We start from the raw sequence: 17497 nt of genomic DNA, 5'->3' as shown, positions 1-17497 counted from the left end.
TCAGCGGCCCAGGAACTTCTGCAGCGAGGCCAGCTCCTCCTCGGTGGGGCCGCCCTGTTTTGCTGCGCCGCCTCCCAGGCCGAGGCCGCTTCCGGCGCGGGCCGACGTCGCGTTCGGGTCGATGCCCGACGCGAGCGCGGCGTTCTCCGCCGCACGCTTCGCCGGGTTGCCGGAACGGGACCCCTTCTTCTTCTTGGCCTGCGGCTTGCGGCCGGCGTACCCCGCACCCGGGATGGGTCCCATGCCGGGGACGTTCGGAACGCCCCCCTTGGCGACGGTCTTCATCATCTTCGCTGCCTGCTCGAAACGGTTGACGAGCTGGTTCACCTCGGTGACGGTGGTGCCGGAGCCCTTGGCGATGCGGAGGCGGCGGGAACCGTTGAGCAGCTTGGGCGTGGTTCGCTCGGCCTTCGTCATCGACTGGATGATGGCCTCCGTGCGCACGATCTCGCTCTCATCGAAGTTGTCCAGCTGCTGCTTCATCTGCCCGGCGCCGGGGAGCATGCCCATCATCTTCTTGATGGATCCCATGTTGCGCAGCTGCTGCATCTGCTTGAGGAAGTCGTCGAGCGTGAAACTGTCGGTCGCGAACTTCTCGGCGACCTTGCGCGCCTCCTCCTCGTCGAAGGCCTCCTGGGCCTGCTCGATGAGGGTGAGGATGTCACCGAGGTCGAGGATGCGCGACGCCATGCGGTCGGGGTGGAACGGCTCGAAGTCGTCCAGCCCCTCACCGGTGGACGCGAAGATGATCGGCCGACCGGTGACGGACGCGACCGAGAGGGCGGCACCGCCGCGGGCGTCGCCGTCGAGCTTCGAGAGCACGACGCCGGTGAAGTCGACGCCGTCCTGGAAGGCCTTCGCGGTCGCGACGGCATCCTGACCGATCATCGCGTCGATGACGAACAGCACCTCGTCGGGGTCGGTGGCCTTGCGGATGTCGGCGGCCTGCTTCATCAGCTCGGCGTCGACGCCCAGGCGGCCAGCGGTGTCGATCACGACCGTGTCGTACTGCTTCGTCTCGGCGAACTTCAGGGCGTCTTTGGCGACCTTCACCGGGTTGCCGACGCCGTTGCCCGGCTCCGGGGCATAGACCGGCACCCCGGCCTGCTCGCCGACGATCTGCAGCTGGGTGACCGCGTTGGGACGCTGGAGGTCGGCGGCGACGAGGAGGGGCGTGTGGCCGTCCTTGACGAGCCATTTGCCCAGCTTGCCGGCCAGGGTCGTCTTTCCCGCGCCCTGGAGGCCGGCGAGCATGATGACCGTCGGCGGCTTCTTCGCGAACTGCAGGCGGCGCTGCTCGCCGCCGAGGATGCCGATGAGCTCCTCGTTGACGATCTGGACGACCTGCTGGGCCGGGTTGAGCGCTTTGTTGACGTCGTCGCTGAGCGCCCGCTCGCGCACCTTTCCGGTGAACTCTTTGACCACGTCGAGCGCGACGTCGGCGTCGAGCAGGGCGCGGCGGATCTCGCGCACGGTGCCGTCGACGTCCGACGGCGACAGCTTGCCCTTGGTGCGCAGGTTCTTGAAGGTGTCCGCGAGACGGTCGGACAGCGTGCCGAAAGTAGCCATGATCCGACAAGTCTACCGGGAGCGGCCGCGCGTCCGCCGTGTGTCGGCCGAGTGGTCAGCCCTGGGTGTCGACCGCCACCACATCGCCGCGCACGTCGAAGGAGACGGTCAGGATGGCGTCGGTCTCGTCGGGGCTGATCGAGTAGTCGAAGGTGGCGAACACTTCGTCCTCCTCGGCGTTGTCCGGCTGGAGGACGATGTGGAGCAGCTGCAGCGAACGCAGGACGTCGATCGCGATGTCGCCCGAGTTGTGCACCAGGAGGTCGACGAGGCTCTCCCCCATCATGTCCACGTGCTGGTCGATGTACGTGCTCGTCGCCGACTGGCGCGAGCTCAGCTCGGCGACCAGGGCGTCCCGCGCCCGCGCATCGAAGCCCTCGAGCGCCTGGACGAGCGCCGCGGCCGCATCGAGGGCGAACTCCGTGACCGCCGTCTCGTCGTCCGCCAGCAGCTCCACCTCGACGGCCTGGTCCGCGAGGTCGACCGTGTCGGACCAGGCGAGGCCGCCCGAGGCCGTCTCGTCGATGATCCCGAAATAGTCGTGCTCGATCGCCACGCTCTCCCCCTATCCGACCAGCTGCTGCGCGAAGACGTGCGGCGTGAAGCCGGTGAGGTCGTTGATCCCCTCGCCCTGGCCGACCAGCTTGATCGGGATGCCGGTGCGCTCCTGCACCGCGAGCACGAAGCCGCCCTTGGCCGAGCCGTCCAGCTTCGTGAGCACGAGACCGGTGACGCCGGCGTGCTCCAGGAACGCCTCCGCCTGGGCGAGGCCGTTCTGCCCGGTGGTGGCGTCGAGCACGAGGAGCACCTCCGAGATCGGCGCCTGCTTCTCGACGACACGCTTGATCTTGGACAGCTCGTCCATCAGGCCGCCCTTGGTCTGGAGACGGCCCGCCGTGTCGATGATGACGATCTCGATGCCGTCGTTCTTGGCCTTCTCGACCGTCTGGAACGCGACGGAGGCCGGGTCCTGCCCCTGCTGCTGCGGGCGGACGATGGCGGCCCCTGCGCGCTCCGCCCACGTCGCGAGCTGCTCGACGGCCGCCGCGCGGAAGGTGTCGGCCGCGCCGACGATCACGGTGCGGTCGTAGGTGCGCAGGAACTTGGCGAACTTGCCGATCGTGGTCGTCTTGCCGACCCCGTTCACGCCCACGACCAGCACGATCGCGGGGCGGTCGCTGAGCGTGAGCGTGGTGTCGTGCTGCGAGAGCCGCTCCTCGAGCGTCTCCCGCAGCATGCGCTGGAGGTCCGCCGGGTCCGTGGTGTGGAAGCGCTCCACCTTGGCGCGGAGGTCGTCGACGATCGCCTCGGTGACGTCCGGCCCGAAATCGGCTGTGATCAGCGCCGCCTCCAGGTCGTCCCAGGTGTTCTCATCGATGGTCTTCTTGGCGAACAGCCCGCGAAGGGCGCCCGACAAGGACCAGGGGGTGCGGTCTGCCATGACACTCAGACTAGTTGCTAGCGTTGGCCCATGTTCTCCCTCGTGGCGGTGTCGGCCGAGCTCGCCGAGCAGCTCGTCGCGATCGAGTCGGACGGGGAGGACGCGGTCCACCAGGCGCGCACGCGGGTCCGGCGGCTGCGCAGCATCCTCGGCGTCTACCGGAAGGCGTTCGAGCCGGAGGAGGCCCGGCGGCTGCGGGCGCGGCTGAAGGCGCTCGGCGCGCGGCTCGGCGAGGTGTGCGACCGGGAGGTGCGCGCCGATGCGCTGGACGACCTCCCCGGTGCCGATGACGATCCCGCGCTGGTCGATGCGGTCGAGGCGCTGGCCGCGCAGGCGCGCGCGGAGCACCGCGAGGCGCTGCACGCCCTCCTGGAGCACCTTCGCGGTCGCTCCCACCGGCGGCTCCTGGCGGACGTGCAGTCGTTCGCCGCCGATCCCCCGCTCACCGTCGCGGGCAGGGAGCACCCGCGCCGGGTCGTCCGCCGCGGCCTCGCGAAGGCCGTCGACCGGGTGCACGCCGCGCGCGGCGACGCGCTGGCGGAGCGGCATGAGACACGCAAGGCCGCCCGGCGGGTGCGATACGCGGCGGAGGCCGTCGCGGACGACCTCGGGCGGGACGCCGTGCGCCTCGCCGCGGCGGCGGAAGCGGTGCAGGACGCGCTCGGCTCCCACCGCGACGACACCCTCCTCGCCGCTTCTCTGCGTGAGCACGATCTCGAAGCGGCCGCCGTCCGCTGCGAGCGGCGGGCGCGGGAGGCGCTGAACGGCGTCGAAGAGAAGGTCGGGGCCATCAGGATCTGACGTCCCCTGCCACGGTCGTCGCGGGCTCTCGGGCGCAGCATCGCCTCACCCGTCCGTCACGACGCTGCGCGGTCCTCCGACGCCGCCTCCTGGGCGACGCGCTGACCGACGACGGCCGAGACCCCGTCCTGCCGCATCGAGACGCCGTAGAGGGCGTCCGCGATCTCCATGGTGCGCTTCTGATGCGTGATGACGATGAGCTGGCTGTCCTCGCGCAGGTCCTCGAAGATCGTCAGCAGGCGGCCGAGATTGGCGTCGTCGAGCGCCGCCTCCACCTCGTCCATGATGTAGAACGGGCTGGGGCGCGCCTTGAAGATCGCGATGAGCAGCGCCACCGCGGCCAGGGAGCGCTCACCGCCGGAGAGCAGGGAGAGGCGCTCGATCTTCTTGCCTGCCGGTTTGACCGAGACCTCGATACCGGTCGTCAGCAGATCGTCCGGGTCGGTGAGGGCGATGTGGCCGACGCCGCCCGGGAAGAGTATCGGGAACACCCGTGTGAAGGCCGCCTCGGTGTCGGCGAACGCAGACTCGAAGATCGTCTGCATCTTCTCGTCGATCTCCTCGATGATCGTCACGAGGTCCTTGCGCGTGTTCGTGAGGTCGGTCAGCTGCTCCGTGAGGAACTTGTGGCGCTGTTCCAGTGCGGCGAACTCCTCGAGGGCGAGCGGGTTGACCCGACCGAGCTGGGCGAGCTTGCGCTCCGCCTGGGCGAGGCGCTTCTGCTGCTGCTCGCGCACGAACGGGACAGTGGGCTGCTCCGCGCCGTCGGCCGGATCGCCGTCCTCCGAGTCCCGCGCGACGGGGATGCCCACTTCCGGGCCGTATTCGGCCACCAGAACGTCCTCCACCAGCCCGAGTTCGCTTCCGACGCGCTCGAGCAGGCTGGAGAGGTGCAGCTTCTTCTCGTAGATCTGCAGTTCGAGGCCGTGGACGCTCTCGGTGACGCCGTGCAGGCGCTCGCGCAGCGCGCTCTCCTCGCGGCGCACGGTCGCGAGCTCCTCGTTCTGGCTGGCGCGCTCCGCCTCCGCCGTGGCGAGCTCGAGCCGGGCCTGCGCGACCGAACGGTCGACGGAGGCGAGGACGGGCGGCAGGGCGTCCACGACGGCCTGCGCCGCGTCGAGCTGCCGACGGCGGACGACGGCGCGCCGGGCGGCCTCCTCCGCGGCGGCCCGCTCGGCCTCGAGCTGGCGGGCGAGCGCCTCTCCGCGCGCCTGCTCCGCCCGCACGCGCTCCTTCGCCGTCTCGACGCCGAGCCGTGCCTCGACCTCGGCCTCCCGCGCGCTGTCGAGCTCGGCAGAGAGCGTGTCGCGCGCGCTGACGTCGAGGATGGGCCGCGGGCGCGAGCGCGCCGACTCCAGCTCGGCCTTCGCCTTCTCGGCGGCGGCCTCCGCCTCCGCGACGCGCTCGGCGGCCTGCTCGTGGGCACGACCATGCCGCTCGGACTCCGCCAGGGCCGCCTCGAGCTGCACCTTCACGCGGTTCAGCTGTTCGGTGCGTGCCGCCAGCTGAGCGTCGAACTCCCGCAGGGAGGCCAGCGCCGCCTGCGACTGCTCCTTGGCGACCTGGACGACGCCCCGCTGCTCCGCGAGCGCGAAGCCGGCGCGTTCGATCAGGGAGGTCACCTCTCCCAGCCGGTCCGCCGCCGCGTCGCGCTCGGCGATGAGCTCGATGCGGCTCTGCTTGGCACCCGAGCCGCCGCGGAGCACGTACCGGGTGAGCACGTCCCCGGCCCGCGTGATGAGGGTGACGGGACCGCCGAGGTCGCGGGCGGCGAACGCGTCGGCGGCGGCGCGAGCGGCGTCGAGGTCGTCCGCCACGGCCGTATAAGCGAGGACGCCGAGGATGCCGCCGGGAGCCTCGACGACGCTCCGCGCGGGGACAACGCCGTCGACACCGCTCAGATCGACCTCCGGCACCGGCGCGTCGGCGAGGACGACCTCCACGCGGCCCAGATCGTCGGCGGCGGCATGGGCGACGGCGTCGAACGCTGCGGCACGGTCGTCGGCCAGGACGGCGTCGGAGAGCGAGCCGAGCGCCGCGGCGATGGCGGCCTCGTAGCCGGGATGCACACGCACGTGCTCGGCCACCAGCCCCCGCACGCCTGCCAGCCGTGCGGAGACGAGAGCGGCGGATCCGTCCTTCTGATCGAGGGCGAGCGAGAGGGCGCCGGTGCGGGCGGCGAGGGCGTCGCGCTCGCGCTCCAACGTGTGGAGTTCCTCGCGGAGCCGCTCGATCTCCCCCTCCGCCTCGAACACGTCGGCCTGGGCGAGCTCGTACGCCTCGTCGAGGGAGCCCTCCCCGGCGTCCGTCTCCTCGGCCTCGGCTTCGCGCTCGTCGAACGCCTGCTGCGCCTGGGCGAGGCGCTGGGATGCGGCGTCGAGCGCGTTCTGCTGGCGCAGTACCTCCCCGCGCACGGCGGCGAGACGTTGGGCGGCCGCTTCGGCCTGTCCGCTCAGCTGGGAGATCTCGAGGTCGTGGCGCGAGACGAGGGCGCTCTGCGCGGCGATCTCCTCGTCGACGGCGTCCAGTCGTTCGCGCGCCGACTTCGTCGCCGCCTGCGCTGCGGTCCAGGCGGCCTCTGCCGCGGCGACCACGCCGCGCAGACGCTCGGTCTCGTCGTGGGCGTCCTGCACCATCTGCGGGCTGACACGCGGGCCGTCGTCGGGCGAGTCCGCCTGGCTGCCGAGCAGGGCGAGCCGCTGCGTGGCGAGCGTGTAGAGGGAGCGCAGGCGGTCCTGCACCTGCTCGAGTGCGAAGGCCGTGCTGCGGGCCACGTCCACCGCATCGCCGATCTGCGCCTGCTCCAGCCGGGTGCGCCGCAGCTGCTTCTGCTCCAGCTGCTCCTGCAGCACGATCTGCTCGGAGTGCCGCTCGGCCTCCGAGCGCGTGTGGTCGTCGAGCACGCGACGGAGCCCGACGACCTCGTCGGCGAGGAGGCGGGCCCGGGCGTCGCGGACGATCGCGGCGATGGACTGCGCCTCACGGGCGATCTCGGCCTGGTGGCCGAGCGGCTTGAGCTGGCGTCGCACCTCGCCGGCGAGGTCGCTGAGGCGCGTCAGGTTGGCCTGCATCGCGTCGAGCTTGCGGAGCGTCTTCTCCTTGCGGCGCCGGTGCTTCAGGATGCCGGCGGCCTCCTCGATGAAACCGCGGCGCTCCTCCGGGGTCGCGCGCAAGACGGCGTCGAGCTGACCCTGGCCGACGATGACGTGCATCTCACGCCCGAGGCCGGAGTCGCTGAGCAGCTCCTGCACGTCGAGCAGCCGGCACGACTGGCCGTTGATGGCGTACTCGCTGCCGCCGTTGCGGAACAGCGTGCGCGAGATCGTCACTTCCGAGTACTCGATCGGCAGGGCGCCGTCGGAGTTGTCGATGGTGAGCTGCACTTCCGCGCGCCCGAGCGGACCGCGCGTCGAGGTGCCGGCGAAGATGACGTCCTCCATCTTGCCGCCGCGCAGGGTCTTGGCGCCCTGCTCGCCCATCACCCAGGCCAGCGCGTCGACGACGTTGGACTTGCCGGAGCCGTTCGGCCCCACCACGCAGGTGACGCCGGGCTCGAAGGCGAACGTCGTCGGCTGAGCGAACGACTTGAAGCCCTTGAGCGTCAGACTCTTCAGATACACGCAGGTGAATTTACCGTAACGCGCCGCCGCCATCCCGCAGCCGAGGGGCACGTCGTGGCCTTCATCCGCGCGGGATGGCGGCCACGACGTGCCCCTCGGCGGGCGCTCACGCGACGCCCAGGTACGCCTCCTTGATCGCCGGGTCGGCCAGGAGCTCCTTGCCGGTTCCGGCGTGGGTGATGCTGCCGGTCTCCAGCACGAACGCCCGGTGCGCGCGGGCCAGCGCCTGATTGGCGTTCTGCTCCACCAGCAGCACGGTCGTCCCCTGCTGGTTGATCTCCGTGATGATCGAGAAGATCTGGCGGATGAACTGCGGCGCGAGCCCCATCGACGGCTCGTCGAGCAGCAGCAGACGCGGGTTCGACATCAGCGCGCGGCCGATGGCGAGCATCTGCTGCTCGCCGCCGGACATGGTTCCCCCTGCCTGCGACTTGCGCTCGGCGAGCCGCGGGAACAGGGCGAACACCCGGTCGAAGTCGGCACTCATGTTGCTGCGGTCCTTGCGGCCGAACGCCCCCATGTCGAGGTTCTCCATCACCGTCATGCCGGGGAAGATGCCCCGGCCCTCCGGCGCCTGCGAGATGCCGCGCACCACACGGATGTGCGCCTTCATCTTCGTGATGTCCTCGCCGTCGAAGAGGATCGACCCCTTCGTCGGGTTGAGGATGCCGCAGACCGTCTTCATCGTGGTCGACTTGCCCGCTCCGTTCGCCCCGATGAGGCTCACGATCTCCCCCTCCTCGACCGAGAAGGACATGTCGTGGATGGCCTCGATGCGGCCGTACGACACGCTGATGTTCTTCAGCTCAAGCAACGTCATCTTCGGGCTCCCCGAGGTAGGCGGCGATCACGCGCGGGTCGTTCCGGATGGCCTCCGGCGTGTCGTCCGCGAGCTTGCGGCCGAACTCCAGCACCACGATCCGGTCGGTCACTCCCATGACCAGCTTCATGTCGTGCTCGATGAGGAGCACGGTGTACCCGTCGGCGCGGATGGTGCGGATGAGGTCCATCAGCTCCTCCTTCTCCGCCGGGTTGAAGCCGGCCGCCGGCTCGTCGAGGCACAGCACCTTCGGATCGGTCGCGAGTGCGCGCGCGATCTCGAGGCGGCGCTGGTAGCCGTACGGGAGGTGCCGGGAGAGCGTGCCGGCGAGGTCGGCGATGCCGACGAACTCCAGCAGCGCCATCCCGCGCTCGATCGCCGACTTCTCCTCCCGCGTGTGGCGCGGCAGGCGCAGAAGCGCTCCAGGGACCGACGTGCGGTGGCGCGCGTCGAGGCCGACGACCACGTTCTCCAGTGCCGTCATCTCACCGAAGAGGCGGATGTTCTGGAAGGTGCGGGCCAGTCCGAGCCGGGTGATCTGGTGCTGCTTGCGCCCCTTGATCGACTGGCCCTCCAGCAGCACATCCCCGCTGGTCGGCTTGTAGACGCCGGTCATCGCGTTGAAGCACGTCGTCTTCCCTGCGCCGTTGGGGCCGATGAGTCCGAGGATCTCGCCGCGCCGGATGTCGAACGACACGTCGTCGAGCGCGAGCAGGCCGCCGAACTTGACCGTCAGGTTGCGGACTTCGACGATGTTCTCGCCGACCTCGACCGCGATCTCCCGGTCGGGAGCCGCGGCCTCGGCCACGTCGAGGTCGACGCCCGCCGCCTCCAGCTCGTCCTCGTTGGCGCCGAGCGCGACCTCCTCCGGATCCTCCGGGGTCCCGGGGTTCTGCGCGTCCGTCATCGTGCGCCTCCCTTCGCCGCCTGGGCGACTCGTCGGTACGCGTGCCTGCCGTACGCCAGGAGCTTCTGCCGCGCCGGGAACAGACCCTGCGAGCGGAAGATCATGATGAGCACGAGCGCGATGCCGAAGATGAGGTACTTGTAGTCCGCGATCGCCGTGAAGCGCAGCGGGATGTACGCCACGATCGCCCCACCGATCATCGCGCCCACCTTGTTGCCCGCACCGCCGAGCACGACGGCCGCGAGGAACAGGATGGAGGTCTGCACGTCGAACTTCTGGTTGTTGACGAAGCCGACCTGCCCGGCGAACAGGGCCCCGGAGAGGCCGCCGACGCCGGCGCCGATGGCGAACGCCCACACCTTGTACTTGAACGTCGGGACGCCCATGATCTCGGCGGCGTCCTCGTCCTCGCGGATCGCGATCCACGCCCGTCCGACCCGGCTGCGCTCCAGGTTCCCGACGAGCAGCAGCACGATGATGATGATCGAGAGCGTCAGCCAGTACCAGGGGACGCCGTTCGAGTTCGAGAAGATCGGGATGCCGTTCGCCTGCTCCCCCGGCGGGTGCCCGACGTTCTGGAAACCGACCTGACCCTTCAGCGCCGGGATGATCGTCGCGAGGATGCGCACGATCTCTCCGAAGCCGAGGGTCACGATCGCCAGGTAGTCGCCGCGGAGCCGGAGGGTCGGCACGCCGAGGATCACGCCGAAGATCATCGTGATCGCCATGGCGACCGGGATGGTCCACAGGTACGGGATCTTCAGGAACGGCGAGTCCGGGCTGGTCAGCATCGCGGCCGTGTACGACCCGACCGCGAAGAACGCGACGTAGCCGAGGTCGAGGAGGCCGGCGTAGCCGACCACGATGTTGAGGCCGACCGCGACCAGCGCGTACGTCGCCATCGCGAAGCACGCGAGCGGCCAGTCGTTGCCGGGCTCGGTGGTGAGCGGGAAGAAGTTGAGGTACGGCAGTGCGTACGCCAGCGCCACGACGATCAGCAGCCACAGCCACTGGATCGGGCGCGGGAGCGAGTTCCATTTGTCGCGGAGCGGCTGGAACGGCCCCCGCCGGCCGCCGCGGGCCGCCTCCATCGCATCCGCCGCCTGCTCCGACCGGCCGTCGGGCAGGACCTTGGGACCTTCGGTCATGCTCATGCGCGGCTCCTTCCGAGCGAGGTGCCCAGGATTCCGGTGGGCTTCACCAGGAGCACCAGGACGAGGACCACGAACGCCACGACATCGGTCCACTGCGAGTCGCCGAGCAGGATCTGGCCGTAGTTGCCGATCACGCCCAGCAGCAGGCCGCCGAGGAGGGCGCCGCGCACGTTGCCGATGCCGCCCAGGACGGCGGCGGCGAACGCCTTCACGCCGAGCACGAAGCCGCCGTTGTAGATGACGCCCGAGGGCACCAGCATCACGTAGAAGAGGGCCGCGGCACCGGCGAGGACGCCGCCGACCACGAACGTGATGACGATGATCTTCTCCTTGTTGACGCCCATCAGCGTCGCGGTGTCGGCGTCCTGTGCGACGGCGCGGATGCCGCGACCGGTGCGGGTGCGGCGGATGAAGAGATCCGTGGCGACCATCAGGAGGACGGAGGCCACGACGATGATGATCTGCTGGCTGTTCACGATCGTTCCGAACACGTCGAAGATCGGTGTCGGGATGAACATCGTCACCGCCGGCTCCGCGTTCGCTCCCCGGATCAGGAAGATCAGGTACTGGATCGTGAACGAGGCGCCGATCGCCGTGATGAGGAACACGAGGCGGGGCGCGTTCCGTTTTCGCAGCGGCCGGTACGCCACCCGTTCCAGCACGAACGCGGTGAACGCCGACGCCGCCATGCCGACGAGGAGCGCCAGCAGGAGGTCGCCGATGATCGCGGCGGGGCTGAGGTTGGGGGCGCTGGGGCCGAAGCCCAGCGAGGTGAGGGTGATCACGACGCCGTACGCGCCGACGATGAACACCTCGGAGTGGGCGAAGTTGATCAGGTTGAGCACGCCGTAGACCAGCGTGTAGCCGACCGCGATCAGGCCGTAGATGGCACCGAAGGTGAGGCCGTCGAAGGTGGCGCTCCAGAAGTTCTGGACGAGAGCGCCGACGTCGAAATTGATCCAGGAGTTGTCGAGGACGGGATGGAGGGCGATCAGTTCGAGCATTCGTGCATCCAGGGTTCAGTGCCGGATCGTCGGCGATCCGGGCATGTGCGGATGAGGGGCCGAAACGCAAGGATGCCGCGGGCCACGGCGGCCCGCGGCATCCTCACGGTGTCGCGCTATCCGATGGTGCCGATCGGCACGATCTTGCCGCCTTCGACCTTGTAGCCGTAGACGGTCGGCGCCTGGAGCTCGCCCTTCGAGTCCCACTTGTAGTGCTTGCTCAGACCGTCGGCGTCGTAGTTCTTCACCCAGTCGAGCAGGTCGGCGCGGGTCGTCTTGCCCTTGTCGATGCCCGCGAGCAGCACGGTGGTGGCGTCGTAGCCCTCGATCGAGTAGGTGCCCGGCTCGGCGTTCGCGAGCTTCTTGTAGGCGGACTCGAAGTCGGGGATGAGCTCACCCGGGATGCAGGGGCAGGTGAAGTACGCGTTGCTCGACGCGTCTCCGGCCAGCTTGATGAACTGGTCGTCCTTCACGCCGTCCGGGCCGACGAACGTGCCGGTGAAGCCCTTGTTGACCAGCTGCTGGTCGAACGGGGCGCCTTCGGCGTAGTACCCGGCGTAGTAGACCGCGTCGGGCTTCGCGTTGATGATCTTGGAGATCACCGCCGAGAAGTCCTTCTGGCCGGTGGTCACCTTGTCGGTGCCGACGAGCGCGTCGCCGAGCGCCTGCGAGGTCTGGGTTCCGAGGCCGATTCCGTAGTCGGAGTCGTCCTGGACCAGGTAGACCTTCTTGGCCTTCAGCTGGTCGGTGAGGAACTTCGCCGCCGCCGGGCCCTGCACGGCGTCATTGCCGAGGCCGCGGAAGAAGGTCGTCCAGCCGTTCTCCGTCAGGCCGGGGTTGGTGGCCGACGGGGTGATGTGGACCAGGCCCTGCTGCTGGAAGATGTTTCCGGTCGCCTTGGACTCGCCCGAGAACGGGAGGCCGACCACGCCGACGATGTCGGACTCGTTGACGGCCTGGGTGACCGGGCCGGTCGCCTTGTTCGGGTCGCCCTCGGTGTCGAACTTCTTGAAGCCGACCTGGCAGCCCTTGTTCGCCTCGTTGTGCTGGTCGATGGCGAGCTGGATGCCGTTGTAGATGTTGATGCCGAGCTGGGCGTTGGGGCCCGTCTCCGCTCCGACGTAGCCGATCGTCAGGCCCGCGGGACAGGTCGCCTTGCCGTCTCCGGCGGGGAGGACCGCATCCTTCGGTGTGTCGATCGAGGTGATCGCCGGAATGTCGACCTTGGAGCTCCCGCTGGTCGATCCCCCGCTGGACGGCTGGTTGGCACACCCTGCGAGGAGCAGTGCGACCGACGCTGCAACGGCCGCACCGATGGTGACTTTGTTTCGTAACATCTTCTGCCTCTCGACGTGAAATGCGTCACGAACGCGGCGTAGTTACCGCGCCGCACCACGAATATGTGTGCTGAGACTACATGCTGCGCAAGCTTTTGCAACCAGGTCCGCGGGCGGGATTTACACGATCGAAACCAAACGGGACGTCCGACTTCACACGGCACGCCCGGCGGGCTAGTGTGAGTTTTTTCGGCCCGCGCGACGTCGCCCGGGCTGCTGTGAGGGGGAGGTGGTCCGCGCTGGAGATCCGCCGTCTGACGCCTCCCGAACGGCTCGGGACCCCGGAGTCCGCCGCGTTCGAAGAGCTCGTCGGGGTGCTCAACGGGATCGTGTACCAGCTGTGGGGCGACGACGACTTCGTCGAGACCGCGGAGGAGGCGCTCGCCGGCTTGCGCGAGCAGGACTACCTCGAGAAGATCGTGCTGGTCGCCGTCGAGGAGGGCGCGATCGTCGGGCGTGTCGAAGCCGACTTCCCGCTGGACGAGGACGCCGAGACGGTCTCCCTGCTCGTCGACGTCGTCCCGGCCCTGCGGAGTCGCGGCATCGGCTCCGCCCTGCTCGCCGCAGGGGAAGAGCTCGCCGCCGAGGGCGGACGCACCGTGGTGAGCGCCTACACCGAGCATCCCGTCCGCTCGCTGCCCGAAGAGGGGGCGTGGGTGCATGCCCCCGCCGGCTCCGCCGGCCTCCCTGCCGAGGACCCCGGGGTGCGCTTCGCCTTGCGCCACGGCTACCGGCTCGGCCAGATCGAGCGTTCGAGCGAACTCGTCCTACCGCTGCCGCCGGTGCGGGCGTTCGCCCTGGCCAGCACCGCGGCGACGGCGGACGGCTACCGCGTCGTGTCCTGGTTCGGTGCAGCGCCCGACGACCTGCTCGACTCTTTCGCGGCGCTGAAGGAGCGCATGGTGGTCGACGTGCCCCACAGCGGGATCGCGCTCGACCGCGAGGCCTGGACGGGCGACCGCGTGCGCGCGCAGGAGCGTGAGCTGGCCGCCCGCGGCGAACCCCTGCTCGTCACGGCGGCCCAGTGCGAGGCCAGCGGCGACCTGGCCGCCTACACGGAGATCGCGGTGCCCGCCGACGGCGAGAAGGCGGAGCAGTACGACACCCTGGTCGCGTCCGACCACCGCGGCCACCGCCTCGGCACCCTCGTCAAGCTCCACAACATCCACGAGCTCGCTCGTCGCGCCCCGCACATCACCCGCCTGCTCACCTGGAACGCCGACGAGAACGCCCCCATGATCGCGATCAACCGCGCGTTCGGCTTCCGCCCGCACGCGCTGACGGGGACGTGGCAGAAGCGGCTGGGGTGAGGCCGAGCGGTCCGCGCCGACGTGCTCAGCGCGTCGACCGCACGAAGCGCCGACGGCCCCCCGACGACACCACCCTGCCGAACGCCTGGGCCGGGAAGTGCGCGGCGACGACGAGATCCCCGCGCTCGGCGGCCTCATCGGCGAGGGTGTTCCTCATCAGCGAAGCGGCGACAGGATCGTCGTCCCACACCACCGTCCAGTCGTCCTCCGCGAGTTGCACGACCGAGTGGACGGTGTCGCCGAGCAACACCGCGCGCTCGCCGCGGGAGGCCACGACGACCACGACCGAGCCGGGCGTGTGGCCCGGAGTCCAGCGCGCGACGACGCCCGGCACGACGTCGAGGTCGCCCTCGAACAGCTCGAACCGTTCCGCGACCGGCAGGAGCACGCGGCGGACACGCTCGTCCGCGTCCGGGCCGTCGACGAACCGCTCCCAGTCCGCCCGGTGGGCCCGATAGGTCGCGCGCGGGAACGCAGCACGGCCCTCCACGGAGGCCCAGCCCACGTGGTCGAAATGCAGATGGGTGAACAGCACGTCCGTCACCTGGGCGGGCTCGACGCCGTTCGCCCGCAGCGATTGCGGGAGTCCGCCACCGGTATAGCCGCCCTCGTCGAGCGGTCCTACTCCCGCGTCGACGAGGATCAGGCGGCCGCCGCCGCGGATCAGGAACCCGCCGACGGGGAACGTCCAGCGCCCGTCGTGCCCGAACTCCTCCGGGTGGCCACGCCACGCCTCCGCGTCCGAGAAGCGCGAGATGATCTCCGCCGCCTGCTCTGTACCGCTCCCGTCCGTGATCGCCTGGATCTCGAAATCGCCGATGTTCACCCGACCACTTTACCGACCGGGAAAAAGGGCCGCCGTCAGGCGCCCGGACGCGGCTTCGCGGGCGTCGGTCCGTCCTTGTGCCAGACGACGGCCTGGGCGACATAGCCCGTCGCACCGTTCCAGGTGAGCGCAGGGCCGCCGTGGAGCTCGTAACCGAGGTCGAGCGCGGCACTGACGCGTTCGCAGAACGCCGCGTCGTCGACGCCGGTCAGGAGGCGGTAGCGGGGCAGGTTCTCGTCCGATCCCATGCACGCCATCCTGCCACGCGCGCGAGTCGTCCGGCAGGCATGCTGATCCGTCAGGCGGCTCCGCTCCGGCGAAGCCGCTGGCACCGCGGGCAGAAGTGCGACGACCGGTTCATGAAACGCTCCCGCACGATGGCCGTCCCGCAGCGCGGGCACGGCCTGCCCTGCTGTCCGTAGGCGTTGAGGGAGTGGGAGAAGTAGCCGGAGTTGCCGTTGACGTTGACGTACTGCGCGTCGAAGCTGGTGCCGCCCTCGGCCAGCGCCTTCTCGAGCACGTGCCGCACCTCAGCGAGCAGGGTGCGGACCCGGACCGCGGACAGGCTGGACGCCTCCTGGGCGTAGTGGATGCGGGCCGCCCAGAGCGCCTCGTCGGCGTAGATGTTGCCGATGCCGCTCACGAGCGTCTGGTCGAGCAGGGCGCGCTTGATGCCCGTCTTCTTACGGGACAGGGCGGCGGCGAACGCGCGGTCGTCGAAGGCCGGGTCCAGCGGGTCGCGGGCGATGTGGGCGACCTGCGTGGGCACCAGAGGGTCGTCGGTGCCCAGACCGGCGGGCGCGCCGTCCGCGGTGGGGACGAGCGCGTCGACCGCCATCGAGCCGAAGATGCGCTGATCGACGAAGTGGACCCAGAGCTCACGGCGAGCGCCGTCGGGCTGCGGGGGCGTCTCGATGTGGAGCCGGATGCGCAGCAGGCCGGCTTCGACCGCCCCGGGATCGCGCAGGAGGATCTGGCCGCTCATCCCGAGGTGGGCGACGATCGCCTGCCGGGGCTCGCCGTCCAGCGGGATCCAGAGGAACTTGCCGCGCCGGGCCGGTGTGCGCATCACGCGACCCGTGAGCAGGGCTTCGAACTCCCCCGCGAGCGGGTCGTGGCGTTTCAGCGACCGGGGTTCGAGCACCTCCACGCCGAGGATGGTCGCGCCGGAGACCGCGGGGGCCAGTCCGGCGCGGACGACCTCAACCTCGGGGAGCTCGGGCACGACGGCTGGTCAGCTCGGTCCACGCGTTGAGCGCGGCGGCCATCTCGGCCTGCTTCTTGCTGGTGCCCTCGCCGTCGGCAGTGACCAGATCGCCGACCGCGACGGAGGCGTGGAACATCTTCGAGTGGTCGGGGCCGGTGCTGGTGACCGTGTAGACCGGAAGGCCGGCCCCGCGGTGCGCCGCCGCCTCCTGGAGGCTCGTCTTCGGGTCCATGGCGGCCCCGAAGCGATCCGGGTCGCCGAGCAGCGGCTCGATCAGTCGCAGCACGAGAGCCGTCGCCTCGGTGCCGCCGGCGTCGAGGTAGGCGGCCCCGATGATCGCCTCGACCGTGTCGGCCAGGATGGACGCCTTGTCACGGCCGCCACTCTGGTTCTCGCCGCGACCGAGCAGCAGGTACTCCCCCAGCCCGATGGCCCGGGCGACCTCTGCGAGGGCCACCGAGCTCACCAGGCTGGCACGTCGCTTGGCGAGCTCGCCCTCGTCGAGGTCCGGGTTCTCGCGGAACAGCTTGACCGTGACGGCCTGGCCGAGGATCGAGTCGCCCAAGAACTCGAGGCGCTCGTTGTTCGGGATGCCGCCATGCTCGTACGCGTACGAGCGATGGGTGAGCGCAAGCCCGAGAAGCTCGGGGTCGATATCGACTCCGAGCTTCTCGATGAGTGCAGTGCGGTCGGGGTTCTCCCCGGCCGGACCGTGCCCTCTCATTGCTGAGGGACGATCAGACGTCTGCGACCTTGCGGCCCTTGTACTCGAGGAACAGGGCGGTGCCTGCGGAGTCCTCGACCACCTTGGCGCGGTGGGGAAGGCTGTAGGTGACCTTGCCACCCTCGACGGTCTTGACGAGAGTGGGGACCTCGGCCTTCCACTGCGAACGACGGGCGCGGGTGTTGGCGCGAGACTGCTTCCGCTTCGGAACGGCCATGACTATCTCTCTTCTGTGTTCCCGCTGGACGGGGTGGATTCATCGGTGTCGGAAGCCTGGAAACCCGCGAGCGCAGACCAACGAGGATCGACGGTCTGGGTGGGCTCCCGGTCCGGTACATCCGCCAGCCGCTCGCCCGTCTCGGGGTCGAGACCCGGGCAGTCCGGCCGGCACACCGGCTGAAACGGCAGTGCCAGCACTACCGCATCTCTGATCAGAGGTTCAAGATCCACGTGGTCGTCGTGAACCTCATAATCGAAAGCTTCTCCAGAAGGATACGCGAAAAGTTCCTGGAAATCGACTTGGACGGGCCGTTCGATGTCGATCAGGCAGCGACCGCACACGCCGGTCGCGGTGGTCGAGGCCTCCGCGCTGACCAGGATCCCCTCGTGCACGGACTCCAGGCGCAGGTCGAGATCGAGCGTCGCACCTTCGGGCACCGAGATCAGGCCCTCGCCGAGCTTCTCGTGCACCGGGATCGCCAGCTCCTGCTCGCGCATCGCACCAGGCCGACGCATGAGGTCGTACACGTTGACGGTGTACGGGGTCTTCTTGAACGT

17 protein-coding genes are annotated in these 17497 nt (G+C 69.8%); 2 read left to right on the top strand and 15 right to left on the bottom strand.

Annotated elements, in window-relative coordinates; genetic code table 11:
- Genes ffh through ftsY form a run of 3 tightly spaced genes read right to left on the bottom strand, consistent with a single transcriptional unit; the run spans position 1 to position 3010 of the window.
- Entirely contained in the window at positions 1–1569 is a 1569-nt protein-coding gene (gene ffh / locus IT072_RS09210; RefSeq protein WP_223360657.1) for a signal recognition particle protein, read from the bottom strand.
- 55 nt (positions 1570–1624) lie between these two features.
- On the bottom strand, positions 1625–2125 hold the full coding sequence (locus tag IT072_RS09205) for a DUF2004 domain-containing protein (RefSeq protein ID WP_223360656.1): 501 nt from the start codon (positions 2123–2125) through the stop codon (positions 1625–1627).
- A gap of 9 nt (positions 2126–2134) precedes the next feature.
- Entirely contained in the window at positions 2135–3010 is an 876-nt protein-coding gene (gene ftsY / locus IT072_RS09200; RefSeq protein WP_223360655.1) for a signal recognition particle-docking protein FtsY, read from the bottom strand.
- Between the two features lie 30 nt (positions 3011–3040).
- Here ftsY and IT072_RS09195 point away from each other — a divergent pair, with 30 nt between their 5' ends.
- Positions 3041–3811: a CHAD domain-containing protein gene (locus tag IT072_RS09195; RefSeq protein ID WP_223360654.1), complete on the top strand. Its 771-nt coding sequence runs from the start codon at positions 3041–3043 to the stop codon at positions 3809–3811.
- 56 nt (positions 3812–3867) lie between these two features.
- Here IT072_RS09195 and smc read toward each other — a convergent pair whose 3' ends face one another.
- The 6 genes from smc to IT072_RS09165 all read right to left on the bottom strand — a co-directional run bounded on the left by smc (position 3868) and on the right by IT072_RS09165 (position 12653).
- Complete coding sequence (gene smc, locus IT072_RS09190; protein ID WP_223360653.1) at positions 3868–7431, bottom strand: chromosome segregation protein SMC; 3564 nt, start codon at positions 7429–7431, stop codon at positions 3868–3870.
- A gap of 106 nt (positions 7432–7537) precedes the next feature.
- Complete coding sequence (locus IT072_RS09185; RefSeq protein ID WP_223360652.1) at positions 7538–8251, bottom strand: ABC transporter ATP-binding protein; 714 nt, start codon at positions 8249–8251, stop codon at positions 7538–7540.
- Positions 8238–9158: an ABC transporter ATP-binding protein gene (locus IT072_RS09180; protein ID WP_223360651.1), complete on the bottom strand. Its 921-nt coding sequence runs from the start codon at positions 9156–9158 to the stop codon at positions 8238–8240. Before IT072_RS09180 ends, IT072_RS09185 begins: the two co-directional genes overlap by 14 nt.
- Positions 9155–10312, bottom strand: coding sequence for a branched-chain amino acid ABC transporter permease (locus IT072_RS09175; protein ID WP_223360650.1), 1158 nt, complete (start codon positions 10310–10312; stop codon positions 9155–9157). The genes IT072_RS09180 and IT072_RS09175 overlap by 4 nt, the downstream gene beginning before the upstream one ends.
- Entirely contained in the window at positions 10309–11316 is a 1008-nt protein-coding gene (locus tag IT072_RS09170) for a branched-chain amino acid ABC transporter permease (RefSeq protein ID WP_223360649.1), read from the bottom strand. Before IT072_RS09170 ends, IT072_RS09175 begins: the two co-directional genes overlap by 4 nt.
- A gap of 116 nt (positions 11317–11432) precedes the next feature.
- Complete coding sequence (locus tag IT072_RS09165; RefSeq protein ID WP_223360648.1) at positions 11433–12653, bottom strand: branched-chain amino acid ABC transporter substrate-binding protein; 1221 nt, start codon at positions 12651–12653, stop codon at positions 11433–11435.
- A gap of 179 nt (positions 12654–12832) precedes the next feature.
- Between IT072_RS09165 and IT072_RS09160 the strand changes: the two genes are divergently transcribed.
- Positions 12833–13963: a GNAT family N-acetyltransferase gene (locus tag IT072_RS09160; protein WP_223360647.1), complete on the top strand. Its 1131-nt coding sequence runs from the start codon at positions 12833–12835 to the stop codon at positions 13961–13963.
- 25 nt (positions 13964–13988) lie between these two features.
- Here IT072_RS09160 and IT072_RS09155 read toward each other — a convergent pair whose 3' ends face one another.
- From IT072_RS09155 to IT072_RS09130, 6 genes are read right to left on the bottom strand one after another with little or no spacing between them, the layout of a single operon-like run.
- Complete coding sequence (locus IT072_RS09155; RefSeq protein ID WP_223360646.1) at positions 13989–14789, bottom strand: MBL fold metallo-hydrolase; 801 nt, start codon at positions 14787–14789, stop codon at positions 13989–13991.
- Positions 14790–14824: 35 nt separating this feature from the next.
- Positions 14825–15037 (bottom strand): DUF1737 domain-containing protein, encoded by a 213-nt coding sequence (locus IT072_RS09150; protein WP_223360645.1) that lies wholly within the window; start codon positions 15035–15037, stop codon positions 14825–14827.
- 50 nt (positions 15038–15087) lie between these two features.
- On the bottom strand, positions 15088–16014 hold the full coding sequence (gene mutM, locus IT072_RS09145; RefSeq protein WP_223360644.1) for a bifunctional DNA-formamidopyrimidine glycosylase/DNA-(apurinic or apyrimidinic site) lyase: 927 nt from the start codon (positions 16012–16014) through the stop codon (positions 15088–15090).
- Positions 15992–16720 (bottom strand): ribonuclease III, encoded by a 729-nt coding sequence (rnc, locus tag IT072_RS09140; protein ID WP_223360643.1) that lies wholly within the window; start codon positions 16718–16720, stop codon positions 15992–15994. The genes mutM and rnc overlap by 23 nt, the downstream gene beginning before the upstream one ends.
- Before the next feature lie 13 nt (positions 16721–16733).
- The gene (rpmF, locus tag IT072_RS09135) at positions 16734–16937 is read right to left on the bottom strand and encodes a 50S ribosomal protein L32 (RefSeq protein ID WP_021759817.1); all 204 of its coding nucleotides are present in this window, start codon (positions 16935–16937) and stop codon (positions 16734–16736) included.
- A 2-nt stretch (positions 16938–16939) separates the two neighbouring features.
- On the bottom strand, positions 16940–17455 hold the full coding sequence (locus tag IT072_RS09130; RefSeq protein ID WP_442786800.1) for a YceD family protein: 516 nt from the start codon (positions 17453–17455) through the stop codon (positions 16940–16942).
- Positions 17456–17497: the final 42 nt, after the last annotated feature.

It is taken from the genome of Leifsonia sp. ZF2019 (assembly GCF_019924635.1).
Classification (GTDB): domain Bacteria; phylum Actinomycetota; class Actinomycetes; order Actinomycetales; family Microbacteriaceae; genus Leifsonia.
The sequence above is the reverse complement of the archived record's forward strand: the minus strand, read 5'-3'. Positions and strand labels throughout refer to the sequence as shown.

What these genes read in the sequence shown, in the direction of transcription:
- ffh (WP_223360657.1), bottom strand. Translation starts at nt 1,569, where the DNA reads ATGGCTACTTTCGGCACGCTGTCCGACCGTCTCGCGGACACCTTCAAG.
- ftsY (WP_223360655.1), bottom strand. Translation starts at nt 3,010, where the DNA reads ATGGCAGACCGCACCCCCTGGTCCTTGTCGGGCGCCCTTCGCGGGCTG.
- IT072_RS09195 (WP_223360654.1), top strand. Translation starts at nt 3,041, where the DNA reads ATGTTCTCCCTCGTGGCGGTGTCGGCCGAGCTCGCCGAGCAGCTCGTC.
- IT072_RS09185 (WP_223360652.1), bottom strand. Translation starts at nt 8,251, where the DNA reads ATGACGTTGCTTGAGCTGAAGAACATCAGCGTGTCGTACGGCCGCATC.
- IT072_RS09180 (WP_223360651.1), bottom strand. Translation starts at nt 9,158, where the DNA reads ATGACGGACGCGCAGAACCCCGGGACCCCGGAGGATCCGGAGGAGGTC.
- IT072_RS09175 (WP_223360650.1), bottom strand. Translation starts at nt 10,312, where the DNA reads ATGAGCATGACCGAAGGTCCCAAGGTCCTGCCCGACGGCCGGTCGGAG.
- IT072_RS09170 (WP_223360649.1), bottom strand. Translation starts at nt 11,316, where the DNA reads ATGCTCGAACTGATCGCCCTCCATCCCGTCCTCGACAACTCCTGGATC.
- IT072_RS09165 (WP_223360648.1), bottom strand. Translation starts at nt 12,653, where the DNA reads ATGTTACGAAACAAAGTCACCATCGGTGCGGCCGTTGCAGCGTCGGTC.
- IT072_RS09150 (WP_223360645.1), bottom strand. Translation starts at nt 15,037, where the DNA reads ATGGGATCGGACGAGAACCTGCCCCGCTACCGCCTCCTGACCGGCGTC.
- rnc (WP_223360643.1), bottom strand. Translation starts at nt 16,720, where the DNA reads ATGAGAGGGCACGGTCCGGCCGGGGAGAACCCCGACCGCACTGCACTC.
- rpmF (WP_021759817.1), bottom strand. Translation starts at nt 16,937, where the DNA reads ATGGCCGTTCCGAAGCGGAAGCAGTCTCGCGCCAACACCCGCGCCCGT.
- IT072_RS09130 (WP_442786800.1), bottom strand. Translation starts at nt 17,455, where the DNA reads ATGCGTCGGCCTGGTGCGATGCGCGAGCAGGAGCTGGCGATCCCGGTG.